This window comes from Archangium primigenium (assembly GCF_016904885.1).
GTDB classification, from domain to species: Bacteria; Myxococcota; Myxococcia; order Myxococcales; family Myxococcaceae; genus Cystobacter; species Cystobacter primigenius.
In genome coordinates this window covers 8308354-8320687 of the sequence record NZ_JADWYI010000001.1, presented here as the reverse complement: position 1 = coordinate 8320687, position 12334 = coordinate 8308354, and the positions used below count along the sequence as shown (strand labels likewise).

Annotated in this window: 9 protein-coding genes; 7 read left to right on the top strand and 2 right to left on the bottom strand. The window is 69.8% G+C overall.

The genetic code is table 11. From position 1 onward, the window contains the following. Nucleotides 1-64: 64 nt before the first annotated feature. Nucleotides 65-1405 carry an alanine/glycine:cation symporter family protein gene (locus I3V78_RS34235; RefSeq protein ID WP_204494363.1) on the bottom strand — a complete coding sequence of 447 codons (1341 nt, stop codon included), beginning with the start codon at nucleotides 1403-1405 and terminating at the stop codon, nucleotides 65-67. A gap of 26 nt (nucleotides 1406-1431) precedes the next feature. On the opposite strand from I3V78_RS34235, the gene I3V78_RS34230 reads away from it, so the two are divergent. From I3V78_RS34230 to I3V78_RS34205, 6 genes are all read left to right on the top strand, one after another. Further along, entirely contained in the window at nucleotides 1432-2724 is a 1293-nt protein-coding gene (locus I3V78_RS34230; protein ID WP_204494360.1) for a M14 family metallopeptidase, read from the top strand. 70 nt (nucleotides 2725-2794) lie between these two features. Then, on the top strand, nucleotides 2795-6025 hold the full coding sequence (locus tag I3V78_RS34225) for a TonB-dependent receptor domain-containing protein (RefSeq protein WP_204494358.1): 3231 nt from the start codon (nucleotides 2795-2797) through the stop codon (nucleotides 6023-6025). Between the two features lie 24 nt (nucleotides 6026-6049). After that, complete coding sequence (locus I3V78_RS34220; RefSeq protein WP_204494356.1) at nucleotides 6050-6790, top strand: hypothetical protein; 741 nt, start codon at nucleotides 6050-6052, stop codon at nucleotides 6788-6790. 20 nt (nucleotides 6791-6810) lie between these two features. Next, complete coding sequence (locus tag I3V78_RS34215) at nucleotides 6811-8208, top strand: Tox-REase-5 domain-containing protein (RefSeq protein ID WP_204494353.1); 1398 nt, start codon at nucleotides 6811-6813, stop codon at nucleotides 8206-8208. After that, nucleotides 8111-8947, top strand: a complete 837-nt coding sequence (locus tag I3V78_RS40270) for an Imm52 family immunity protein (protein WP_338023819.1) — start codon at nucleotides 8111-8113, stop codon at nucleotides 8945-8947. The genes I3V78_RS34215 and I3V78_RS40270 overlap by 98 nt, the downstream gene beginning before the upstream one ends. A 34-nt stretch (nucleotides 8948-8981) precedes the next feature. Continuing rightward, on the top strand, nucleotides 8982-9413 hold the full coding sequence (locus I3V78_RS34205) for a PH domain-containing protein (RefSeq protein WP_204494351.1): 432 nt from the start codon (nucleotides 8982-8984) through the stop codon (nucleotides 9411-9413). A gap of 16 nt (nucleotides 9414-9429) precedes the next feature. Here I3V78_RS34205 and I3V78_RS34200 read toward each other — a convergent pair whose 3' ends face one another. Then, the gene (locus I3V78_RS34200) at nucleotides 9430-9771 is read right to left on the bottom strand and encodes a hypothetical protein (protein WP_204494349.1); all 342 of its coding nucleotides are present in this window, start codon (nucleotides 9769-9771) and stop codon (nucleotides 9430-9432) included. Between the two features lie 257 nt (nucleotides 9772-10028). Between I3V78_RS34200 and I3V78_RS34195 the strand changes: the two genes are divergently transcribed. Further along, a complete protein-coding gene (locus I3V78_RS34195; protein ID WP_204494347.1) occupies nucleotides 10029-12329 on the top strand; it encodes a Tex family protein in 2301 nt (766 codons plus the stop codon). The last annotated feature ends 5 nt before the right edge of the window (nucleotides 12330-12334 follow it).

Sequence of the window (12334 nt, the reverse complement as noted above, 5' to 3'; positions counted from 1 at the left end):
GGGCTCGCGTTTGCGTCGTGTTGTTAAGAAATTTGATTTGGGGCCGATTTGGATGTCGTGTTTTTCAGGGCCGTGAGACCACGGGCCGCTCCGGTTTGAGCACGGACGCGGCCACACCGCTCAAGCCAATGAGCCCCACGAGGTTGGGGAAGATCTGCAGGCCGTTCATCAGGTCTCCCCACGCCCAGATGGTCTCCACCTTGCCCGTGGCGCCGAAGACGACCAGGCCGCAGTACACCCAGCGGTAGGGCACGGTGAGCCGGGGGCCGAACGCGTACTCGAGGAACTGCTCGCCGTAGTACGCCCAGCCAATCAGCGTCGTGTAGCCGAAGAGGAAGGCGCAGAAGGCCACCACCCAGCCGCCCACCGTGGGAATGGCGGTGTTGAAGGCCTGGGCCACCACGGCGGTGCTCGTGAGCCCGGACTTCCACACGCCGCTCACCAGGATGACCAGCGCGCTGAGCGTGGACGTCACGCACGACACGATGAACACCTCCATCACCGCCTGGAGCCCCTGGCGCACGGGGGCATCGGTGCGCGCCGTGCCATAGGCCACCGCCGCCGTGCCGTAGCCGGCCTCGTTGGCGTAGATGCCCCGGGCGATGCCGTAGCGCATGGCCGTCATCATCCCCACGCCCAGCGCGCCACCGCCCGCGGCCTCCATCGAGAAGGCCTCGCGCACCACGAGCGCCAGCACCGAGGGCAATTGGCCCAGGTGGGTGATGACGACCACGAGGCCGCCCACCAGGTACAGCCCGACCTTGAGGGGCGCGAGGCGCTCGGCGGCCCGGCCCACGCTCTTCACGCCGCCGATGACCACGAGCCAGGTGAGCACCGCGATGCCGATGCCCGAGGCGAGCGGCGGCAGGTCGAACTGGCTGTGCAGCACCACGGCGATGGAGTTGGGCTGGGTGAAGGGGGTGGTGGTGAGCGCGGCCACGCCGGCGATGAACGCGTAGAGCCAGGCGAGCCGGGGCGCGCCCAGGCCGTCCTTGAGGTAGTGCATGGGGCCAGCCGACAGCCGCTCGCCGTCCCACCGGCGGTAGCGGATGCCCAGCACGGCCTCGCAGAACTTGATGGCCGTGGCGAAGAAGCCGTACACCCAGATCCAGAACAGCGCCCCGGGCCCGCCGCTCACGATGGCCGTGGCCACCCCCGCGATGTTCCCCGTGCCGATGGAGGCCCCCAGCGCCGTCATGAAGGCCTGGAAGGGCGTGAGCGCCCCCGCGCCCGTGGCCCGCTCCGGCACCATGGCGCGCACCGCCTCGCGCAGGCGCACCACCTGGACGAAGCGCAGGCGGATCGTCAGGAACACACCGGTTCCGAGCAGCAGGGCCATCGTCCACGGACCCCAGACGGCGTTGCTTGCTACATCGATGGCGTTGCGCAGGAATTCAGGGAACATGGAGTCCCCGTCATACTAAGGAGTCGATGCCCGTGTCCGTCCTCACCGCGCCTCGTGACCTCGCCGACCTGTGTCTGGGGTTGCACCTGGAGGGCCTGCCCCCGCCGCCGCTCGTGCGCGAGCCCCACGTGGGCGCCTGCCTGGCGCGGCTGCGGACGCTCGCCCCGGACCTGTTCCAGGTCGACGAGGTGGGGCGCTCGGTGGAGGGCCGTCCGCTGCGGCTCGTGCGCTTCGGCCACGGTCCGCGTCCGGTCCTGCTCTGGTCTCAGATGCACGGGGACGAGCCCACCGCCACCACGGCCCTGCTGGTCCTGTGCGAGTACGTGCGCCAGCACCGAGACGCGCCCCGGGTGGCGAAGCTGCTCTCGGAGTTCACCCTGCACGCGCTGCCCCTGCTCAACCCGGACGGCGCCGAGCGCTTCCAACGACGCAACGCGCAGAACCTCGACATCAACCGGGATGCCCTGGTGCTCCAGACGCCCGAGGGCCGCACGCTCAAGGCCCTGCGCGACCGGCTCGAGCCCGTGCTGGGCTTCAACCTGCACAACCAGAACTGGCGCACGGCGGTGGGGGAGACCCGCCAGCCCGCGTCCATCTCCCTGCTCGCGCCGCCCTTTGACGCCGCGCGCAACGACAACCCGGGGCGACTGCTCGCCAAGAAGGTCTGCGCCGTCATCCGCGATGCCCTGGAGCCCCTCATCCCGGGGCGGATCGGCCGCTACGACGACGGCTTCGAGCCCCGGGCCTTCGGGGACAACCTGGGCCGCTGGGGCACGCCCACGGTGCTCATCGAGTCCGGGCCGTGGCCGTCCGCCGAGCCGGAGCAGCCCCTGGTGCAGATGAACTTCGTGGCCCTGGTGTCCGCGCTGGAGGCGCTGGCCGGGGGGCACGTGGAGCGGGCGGACCTCGGGCGCTACACGTCCATTCCCCTCAACTGGGGGCAGGGCTACCTGCACCTGCTGCTCCGGGGCGGCCAGGTGTTCGGCGAGGCGGGAGAGGCCTTCGTCGCGGACGTGGGGGTGGAGGGGCTCCGGGCGGTGCGCGGGGAGGGGAGCGAGGCACGGGTCGTGGTGACGGGGCGCGTCGAGGAATTGGGCGACCTGCACGTCTTCGGGGCCCAGGAGACGCTCGACGTCACGGGGTGCTGGGTGGTGCCGCTGCCGCCCGGCGACGTGGGGGAGGGCCAGGTGGTACCCCTGCCGCCACGCGAGGCCCGGACGCTGCGGCTGGAGCAGCCCGCGGAGCTGCTGGTGCTGCGGCCCCTGGCCGGGGCGCCCGAGCGGGGCCGGGTGGAGCGGGTCATCCGCTACGCGCGCTGATTTCCCACCGTCTGGGAATCGTGTCCGGAATGTGGCAAAGAAGGCCCCCTCATCAGGAGGGGAAGACATCGTGGACTGGTCCGTTCGACGCGTGCTCGCGTGGTGTACGGTATTGCTTTTGTGGGGCACCAGCGCACTGGCGCAGGGCACGGCGGTCCTCGTCGGCAAGGTGAGCAACGCCGCCGACAAGAAGCCCCTCGCGGACATGGTGGTGACGCTCACCTCGCCGAGCCTTCAAGGCGAGCAGGTGGTGGTGACCGACTCCAGCGGCCTCTACCGCATTCCGCAGCTGCCGCCGGGCACCTACACCATCCGCGTGGAGGGGGAGCGCTTCCGGATCTTCTCGCGCTCGGACATCCAGCTGCGCATCGACCGCACCATCCGCTTCAACGTGGAGCTCCTGCCCGAGGAGGGCCTGAGCGAGGAGGTGGTCGTGGTGGCCCGGCCGCCCACGGTGGACGTGGGCTCGAGCGCGCAGGGCCTGAGCGTGGACACGAGCCTCATCCGCAACCTCGCCCTGAACCGTCCGGGCTCCAAGGGTTCGGCGTCGCGCTCCTTCGAGTCCCTGGCCGAGCTGGCGCCGGGCGCGCAGGAGGACTCCTACGGCGTGAGCATCAACGGCGGCACCTCGCCCGAGAACCAGTACGTGGTGGACGGCCTGTCGGTGAATGACCCCTCGGTGGGCACCGTGGGCACGCCCCTGTCGGTGGAGTTCGTCAAGGAGGTGAACGTCATCACCGGTGGCTACATGCCCGAGTACGGCCGCTCCACGGGTGGCGTGCTCAACGTGGTCACCAAGTCCGGCTCCAACGAGTTCCACGGCTCCTTCTTCGGCAACGTGGCGCCGGGCTTCCTCCAGTCCTCGGGCCTTCAAATCCAGCGGGCCGGCAGCGTCATCTCCGCGCGGGGCACGCCCTGGAACCAGGGGGACGTGGGCTTCGAGATCGGCGGCCCCATCCTCAAGGACAAGCTGTGGTTCTACGCGGGCGCCGCGCCGGCGTTCAACCGCATCCAGGTGTCGCGCCAGTTGAGCGCGCTCGACCTGTGCACCGAGGTCAACCCCGACATCGGCTGCGCGCGGGTGGGGGACGCGCGCAAGGATCCCGCCACGGGCTTCCAGCTCGCCACGCCCATCGCCGGCACCCAGGTGGACCGCTTCGCGGACGAGCGGACGCTCCAGTACATCGGCAAGCTCACCTACAACTTCAACCAGGACCACTCGCTGGCCCTGTCCGTGTACGGCACGCCCACGAGCTCCGGTGGCCCGGGCCGCTACGCGTTCAGCCGGGACGGCGCCCCCGAGGTGTGCTCGGGCCTGTCCTGCACCGCGTATGTGCAGGGCTCCTACGAGTCCATCGCCACCCGGCGCACGAGTGGCGCGCTGGACATCGTGGCCAAGCAGTCCTCGTCCTTCTTCAACAAGGACCTGCTCATCGACGCCACGGTGGGCTGGCACCACCAGAACGCGTCCACGCTGCCCTCGGACGGCTCGGGCCTGTCCAGCGGCGTGGGCCTGTCCGCGCAGCCCACCATCAACTACCGGCGCACGCCGGTTCGGACCGCGGATGGATGGTCGCGCTACCCGCACACCATCAACGAGTTCGAGACGCTGGAGGACCCCTCGGTCTGTGACCTGCCGGGTCTGCCCCCGGGCGTCCGCTGTCCGGTCAGCTCGTATTCGATTGGCGGCCCGGGCACCATCCAGATCTCCGAGCTGAGCCGCTTCCAGGGCAAGGTGCTGGGCACCTATCTGCTCAACGCGCTCGGCCACCACGTGCTCAAGGCGGGCTTCGACGCGGAGGGCGCGAGCTTCTACAACAACCGCGCGCGCACGGGTCTGGCGCCCTGGTTCGAGTGCACCTCGGGCGCCTGCTTCTACACGCTCAACCAGTACGGCTACCTGGAGGCGCCGGACCAGCCCGTGTTCCTCGCCTCGAAGGAGGGCACGTCCACGTCGGCGACCCTGGGCGGCTTCGTGCAGGACAGCTGGTCGCTCTTCGACAAGGTCACGCTCAACGTGGGCGGTCGCTATGACACACAGACGCTCTGGGGCCTGGATGGCCGGGTGGGTCTGAGCCTGCCCCACCAGTGGTCGCCCCGGCTGGGCGTCATCTACGACTTCACCCAGCAGGGCCGCTCGAAGCTCTACGTCAACTACGCGCGCTTCTACGAGAACGTGCCCCTGGACATGGCGGACCTGTCCTTCCCCCAGCAGCGGCAGCTGTCGACCACGCTCAACGCGTCCTGCAACCCGGCGGATCCGGCGGCGCTCGCGCCCGGCGGGGCCTGCAACGTGGATGGCAACCGTCAGGTCATCGGCAACCCGGAGAGCCCCAGCCAGTACTGGAACGCCGAGGGCGGAGACCGCGTGCCGGTGGACCCCAACATCCGCGCCCAGTCCAGCGACGAGTTCGTGGTGGGCGGCGAGTACGAGATCATCGTCGGACGCCTGGGCCTGTCCTACACCCGGCGCTACCTCAACAACGTCATCGAGGACATGAGCCGCGACGACGGCAGCACCTTCTTCCTGGGCAACCCGGGCAAGGGCATCTCGTCGGACTTCCCGCTGGCGCGCCGCGACTACGACGCGGTGAACGTCTACTACACCAAGGCCTTCGCCAACTCGTGGCTGGCGCAGGTGAGCTACACGTGGTCTTCGCTGCGCGGCAACTACTCGGGCCTGTTCCGCGCGGACACGGGCCAGCTGTCGCCCAACCTGACGCGCGACTTCGACCTGCTGTCGCTCACCGTCAACCGCGACGGCCCCCTGCCGGGTGATCGCACCCACGCCTTCAAGGCCTTTGGCGCCAAGGAGTTCCGGCTGACGCGCGACCTGAGCATCGACGTGGGCGGCGGCTACCGGGCGCGCTCGGGTGCTCCCATCAACTACCTGGGCTTCCACCCCCGCCGCAGCGGCGCCGAGACGTTCATCCTCCCGCGCGGCAGCGGCGGCCGTCTGCCCTGGGTGCACAACCTGGATGGACACGTGGGCATGAGCCAGCGGCTCGGCAAGGACTACGTGCTCAGCGTGTCACTGGACGTCTTCAACCTCTTCAACTTCCAGCAGGTGACGGACGTGGACCAGGTCTTCACCTTCAGCCGCGTCCTGCCGCTCGAGCAGGGCGAGAAGGTTGCGAACGTGGAGAGCTGCCGCCAGGAGGGCAACCCCGAGTGCCTGCTGCGGACGACGGCCGCGGGCAACCCGGTCCTGCCCATCGGGGAGATCAACCCCAACTACAAGCAGCCCATCGCCTACCAGTCCCCGCGCTCGGTGCGCTTTGGCGTGAAGCTGAGCTTCTAGGCCCCCCTTCTAGAGAGAGACATCATGAAGCGTTCATTGATTGGTGTGGGGCTGCTCCTGAGCGCCTGCGGTGCCCAGCAGCAGGATCCGCAGTGCGTGGTGGCCCGGGCGGTGTCGGACGGGTCCACGGGCTCGTTCGCGGTCACCTACTCGCCCAAGCCGGGACAGAACCCGACCCTCGCCTGCACGCGGTTGGACTCCGAGTCCGTGGGCCTGCAGAAGTTCCTCAACGCGGACCCCGTCCAGAAGGACACGGTGGGCCTGCGCTCGGGGCGGTTGGGCGGTCTGCTGCGCACCGAGGCGGCTCGCGTGGACGCCGCCCTGTCCCAGGCCAATGCCGTGGGCACCCTGGAGACGGAGGCGCCGGGTCCGGACAACTTCTGCGAGGTGCCCGTGCTCAACGCCGAGCGGGTGGTGCTGAACGCGGCCGGGGGCAAGGCGGCGCAGGACATCACCTACGCGTGGTCGGGGCTGCGCATCTACAACACGCCCGACATCCCCGGCACGCAGTTCATCGCGGACCTGAAGTACACGGTGGATGGCTGCACCGCCGAGTTCACGGCGCGAGGCATCTGGCCGGTGGTCTCCTGCTCGACGCCGGATCCGGTGACGAAGGTCCCGATGCCGGACGAGACGAAGTGTGACCCGTACGCGGATCCGCCCACGCGGCTGCGAGGCTCGGGCATCAACCCGAGCTTCCCGGTGAAGTGCGATCCGGTGATCCGCATCTGCGTGCTGACGGGCGAGGTTCCGTCGGTTCCGTAGTGCACGGAGAGGCGCACCCCATGCGAGGCCGCGCACTGCTCGGGGTGTGGCTGGCGGTGTGGTGCCTGGGGGCGAGCGGCTGCGCCACGCTCGCCGCTCACGAAGGTGGCGCGGGAGGTTTTCCCGCGTCGCCCGGGAATGGCTTCCTCCAGGTCCAGGAGGCCAGCGGGCTGGCTCCAGACGTCTGGCACGCCGAGGGCACGGCGCTGGACCTGGAGCGGGCGCGCGCGCTGTGGGCGGCGTTGGCGCGGACACCGCTCACCCCGCGTGCCTTCGCACCCCGGCGAGTGCTCGCGTGGCTGTTGAGCGAAGTGCTCCAGGGTGGCGAGCCGGTGGTCCACGCCGAGCTCCAGCGGCGGGCGCAGCGCTTCGAGCGTCTGGTGCTGGTGCGTCCGGATGGCTACCTGGTGACGGCGCTCGGGGGGCATCCGCTCCAGCGCAGGGGCCCGGTGCTCCTGGTCGATGGCCAATGGCGGGTGGGGCACCTCGTCGTGGGCGACTTCTATGTCTCGCACGGAGGCGTCCTCTACCCGGCGACGGAGGCCCTGCGGCGCGCGGAGGGTCCCCCCGTCGCGGAACTGGGCCTGGAGCGGGACTGGCTCAACGCGGCCCTGGATGGGGCCCAGGACGCGGTGGGGGAGATGGCGGTCGCGCTCGCGGAGACGGTGCGACATCCCATCCGGAGCGTGGAGGGCCTCGCGCAACTGCCGAGCGGGGTCGCGCACCTCATCGCCTCGTCACCCGAGTACCTCGCGCGCTACGGCGCCATATCCCGGCAGGAGCAGATCCGCGAGGCGGCGCGTCTGTCCACGCATGTGCTCTGCTTGCTGGGCCCCGGTACGGGGGCCGTGGGGCGGCTGGGCGGGCTGGGCGCGGAACTGCCCGCGTTGTCGCTCTCCGCGCGGGGCGAGTTGACGTTGGCCGCGGTTCGCGTGGGGTCGGGGTCCGCCGCCTTGGCGCGCCCGGGGGCGCTCACGGTGCTCCACATGGCGCGAGCTCCCTCCGGGAAGACGGGCCGCCCGGGACCGGGCCACTGGACGTACAAGACGCCCACCACGACCTCCGAGGAGGCGCTGGCGTTTCAGGCGCAGGTGACGGGGCGCCCGGCGTGGTGGGTGTACATGGTGGAAGACGTGGAATTCGATGGCTTCACGGGCACGGTGTTGCTCGAGGCCAAGGGCCCGGGCTACTGCGCTTTCTTCAACGCGGACGGGACGCCCAAGTACTGGTACAGGAACTCGGGGAAGTTCGACCAGATGATGGAACAGGCGAAGCGGCAGCGAGACGTGTCCATTCAGTCTGGGATTCCCGTGATCTGGCATGTGGCGGATGCCAAGGTCGCCGATTTTCTTCGTCGGCTCTTCCAGCGGTACGACTGGAGGAGCATCGACGTTCGCCATACCCCACCCAGGCAGTGAGGGCGTGATGATGACGGATGACCACTACGTGGGGGCTTATTGGGGAGCTCGTCGGGAAACAGCGGCGGAGTGCGCGCGGCGTCTGTCGCGCTTCTTCCAAGGGCTGGCGCAATGCGATCCGACTTTTACCCATTGGTACAGTGGCGGTCCCGGTGTTCCGCGCGGCGCGCCAGGCCATTCTGTCTCCACGGACGAGCGCTTCCTCGCGGCGCTGCTGGAGAAGAGCAGGAGCCGAACAGACAGGGGAAAGAAAGTCATTGAGCCACTGGGATTCAGTCGGATCCTCTGGAATGCGAAGCGGGATGCCAGTGAAATCCACTTGTCCTGCGGTGGGTACTCCCCTGGGATGATGAACTTCTGTCTGTTCAATCCCATCCGACAGGGCCCTGTTCGAGAACGGCTGCTGACCGAGCCCGTGATGACGGGAATCCTCACCCGCATGGCCACGGCCTGGGAGCCGGACTACGCGATGGTCAGCTCCTCCGAGATGGTCGAGGCCACGCGAAAGCAGGAGGGTGAGGTCCGCGTGGGTTGGCTCACGTACCTGTCCCGGCGCCTGGGCGCGCTTCCTCCTCTGCCCGCGCCGGTGCGCATCGAGCCGGTGGGAGACCTCGGGTGGTTGCTGGTCCTCTCTTCCGAGCCCCTGTCGGCGGGCAATCCCGAGCATGTGGCGTTCACGGCGTCCATCCGCGAACGCTTGGACCGCGCCGGCCTCATCGCGCTCCCGCCTCCCGCCTAGGCTCGGCGGGATTCACGCCAAAGGAACAGGGGTCATGGGTCTCTTCGACAAGATGATGGGCAACGCGGAGGTCTCGGGGAAGTCGGCCTACCAGGTCGAGCGCTTCCTGGGAGACGGAGAGCAGGTGCTCGCCGTGTTCCGCTTCATGCGGGACGAGATCGTCGTCACCGATCGCGGGCTCTTCGCCGTCGACGTGCAGGGCATCACCGGCGCCAAGAAGGAGTACAAGTACTTCCCCCTCAAGGGCATCAAGTACGTCTCCTACGAGAGCGCGGGCACGTTCGACCTCGACGCGGACATCAAGATCGGCGTGGACGGCCACACCCAGCTCGTCGAGCACGTGATGGTGAGCGCCCCCCTGTCCTTCAAGATTCCCAAGGCCCAGGCGGCCGACGGCGAGCGCTTCTTCAAGCTCATCAAGGCGGCGGTCGATGGCAAGCCGCCCCCCCGCGCGCCCACTCCCTGAGCGCTTCGTCTGAAGCTCACCCCGCGCGGGCCAGCGGCTCCTGGGTGCCGTTCTCCTCCGCCCGCGTGATGGCGCGCTCGCTGCGCGCCTGCATCTCGATGACCGCGCGCAGCTTCTCCTCGCGCTGGTGGGTCTCCTGGCCGCTCGCGGCGCCCTCGCCGGCGGGCTTGCGCAGGCCCTCGACCTCCTGCCGCACCGCCGAGATGCGTTGCTGCTCGCGCAACAGATTCAACCCGTCCTGTGCACTGATGGTCCCCTTGCGCATGCCCTCGGAGATCCGCTGCACCTGGACGCTCTGGCGATCCCGGCTGTCCCGGGTGTCGATGGCGGCGAGGTTCGAGAGGGTGGGACGCGTCACGGGAAACTCCGGGGCTCGGCGGAGGGTGGGATCGCCGGGTTGGAATTTTCCATGCACTCCACATGCCACGCGGACGCACACGCCGGGCGCTCCTTCCAGCCGAGTTCCGCGCGGTTACGCACGGCGGGCCCAGGCCATTGCCACCCTCGGCCTGGAGGACTCCCTTTTTTACCGGTGTCTGTTGTCACCAGGCGGTCATTCTGGGAGTCGCCGGCCTCTCGCCAGGGCGTGTGGGATGGTGTAGGGTCCAGGTCGCCATGCACGTCTACGCCATCGAGCTGTCGAAGGAGCTGGGCCTCAAGCCCGAGCAGGTGGATCGCACCCTGGCGCTGAGCGCCGAGGGAGCCACGGTCCCGTTCATCGCCCGCTACCGCAAGGAGGTCACGGGGGGCCTCGACGAGGTGCAGATCCAGGCCATCCTGGACGGCGCCGCCTCGCGCGCCGAGCTGGACGAGCGCCGGGAGACCATCCTGCGCTCCATCGAGGGGCAGGGGAAGCTCACCCCCGAGCTGGCCCAGGCGCTCAAGCGGGCGCGGACGCGCACGGAGCTGGAGGACCTGTACCTGCCCTACAAGCCCAAGCGCCGCACCCGGGCCGCCATCGCCCGGGAGCGGGGGCTGGAGCCGCTGGCGGACCTGCTCTGGAAGCAGGAGGGGACGCGGGGGGAGGACATGAATGCCCGGGTGAAGGCCTTCATCAACCCGGACAAGGATGTCGCGGATCGCGACGCGGCGCTCGCGGGCGCGCGGGACATCTGCGCCGAGCGCGTGGCGGAGGACGCGGGCCTGCGCCGCGGGGCGCGGGAGCTGTGCGTGAACAAGGGCCGGCTGCGCTCGGCCGTGGTGGCGGCCAAGAAGGGCGAGGCCACCAAGTTCGACAACTACGCGGACCACGAGGAGGACCTGTCCAAGGCGCCCTCGCACCGCATCCTCGCGCTCCTGCGCGGCGAGACGGAGGAGGTGCTGCGGCTCAAGCTCGCCCTGCCGGATGACGAGGTGAAGGGCACGCTGGTGACGCGCGTGGTGACCCGGCCCCAGTCGCCGTTCGCCTCCGAGCTGCGCGCCGCGGTGGAGGACTCGTGGGAGCGGCTCATGGGCCCGTCGCTGGAGGCCGAGCTGCGCCACGAGCTCAAGGAGCGCGCGGATCGCGAGGCCATCACCGTGTTTGGCCAGAACCTGCGCCACCTGCTCTTGTCCGCGCCCGCGGGCGGCCGGGCGGTGCTCGCGCTGGACCCCGGCCTGCGCACGGGCGTCAAGGCCACCATGCTGGATGGCACGGGCAAGCTCGTGGAGTCGGCCACGCTCTACACCGAGCGCGGCGCCAACGAGCGCGCCACCGCCGCCCGGCAGTGTGGCGCCCTCATCCAGAAGCACAAGCCCGAGCTCATCGCCGTGGGCAACGGCACGGGCAGCCGCGAGGCCGAGGGCTTCGTGCGCGAGGTGCTCAAGGTGCTGGGGGCCCCGGTGCCCGTGGTGTCCGTGAGCGAGCAGGGCGCCTCCATCTACTCGGCCTCCGAGGTGGCGCGCGAGGAGTTCCCCGACCTGGACGTGTCCCTGCGCGGCGCGGTGTCCATCGGCCGGCGGCTGCAGGATCCGCTCGCCGAGCTGGTGAAGATCGACCCCAAGAGCATCGGCGTGGGCCAGTACCAGCACGACGTGGACCAGACGCAGCTCAAGAAGAAGCTGGGCGAGGTGGTGGACTCGTGCGTCAACGCCGTGGGCGTGGACGTGAACACCGCGTCGCCGCAGCTGCTCGAGCACGTGTCCGGCATCGGGCCCACGCTGGCCAAGAAGATCGTCACCCACCGCGCCGCCAAGGGCCGCTTCACCACGCGCCGGGAGATCCTCAAGGTGAGCGGCCTGGGGCCCAAGACGTACGAGCAGGCGGCGGGCTTCCTGCGCGTGCATGGCGCCGAGCCCCTGGACGCGAGCGCCGTGCACCCCGAGCGCTACGGCGTCGTCGAGCGCATGGCGAAGGACCTGGGCGTGGACGTGAAGCAACTGGTGGGCAACGCCTCGCTCGTGCGGAAGATCGATCCCAAGCGCTACCTGGGACCGGACCTGGGCGACATGACGCTCCAGGACATCCTCGCCGAGCTGGAGAAGCCCAGCCGTGATCCGCGCGGCGACTTCACCGCGCCCGCCTACCGGGAGGACTTGCAGAAGCTGGAGGACGTGAAGGAGGGCATGGTGTTGCAGGGCGTGGTCACCAACGTCACCGCCTTCGGGGCCTTCGTGGACGTGGGCGTGCACCAGGACGGACTCGTCCATGTCTCCCAGCTGTCCACGCGCTTCATCAAGGACCCGTCCGAGGCCGTGAAGGTGGGGGACCGGCTCACCGTGAAGGTGGTGAGCGTGGACCTGGTGCGCAAACGGCTCGCGCTGTCCGTGCGCGCGCTCACCGAGGGCACGCCGGCCCCGTCCGGCCGTCCCGCGAGCGCGCCCGCACGGGAGGTCTCAAGTGGACCGCGGGGCGGGGGCAAGCCCGCGCCGGCCAAGCCCGCCGCCAAGCCGTCGTCCGAGCCGTTCAACAATCCCTTCAGCAAGCTCAAGCGCTGAGCGGA

Excerpts from the sequence above, each read along its gene's own strand:
- I3V78_RS34220 (WP_204494356.1), top strand. The coding sequence starts at position 6,050 with ATGAAGCGTTCATTGATTGGTGTGGGGCTGCTCCTGAGCGCCTGCGGT.
- I3V78_RS34195 (WP_204494347.1), top strand. The coding sequence starts at position 10,029 with ATGCACGTCTACGCCATCGAGCTGTCGAAGGAGCTGGGCCTCAAGCCC.
- I3V78_RS34235 (WP_204494363.1), bottom strand. The coding sequence starts at position 1,405 with ATGTTCCCTGAATTCCTGCGCAACGCCATCGATGTAGCAAGCAACGCC.
- I3V78_RS34215 (WP_204494353.1), top strand. The coding sequence starts at position 6,811 with ATGCGAGGCCGCGCACTGCTCGGGGTGTGGCTGGCGGTGTGGTGCCTG.
- I3V78_RS40270 (WP_338023819.1), top strand. The coding sequence starts at position 8,111 with ATGTGGCGGATGCCAAGGTCGCCGATTTTCTTCGTCGGCTCTTCCAGC.
- I3V78_RS34205 (WP_204494351.1), top strand. The coding sequence starts at position 8,982 with ATGGGTCTCTTCGACAAGATGATGGGCAACGCGGAGGTCTCGGGGAAG.
- I3V78_RS34230 (WP_204494360.1), top strand. The coding sequence starts at position 1,432 with ATGCCCGTGTCCGTCCTCACCGCGCCTCGTGACCTCGCCGACCTGTGT.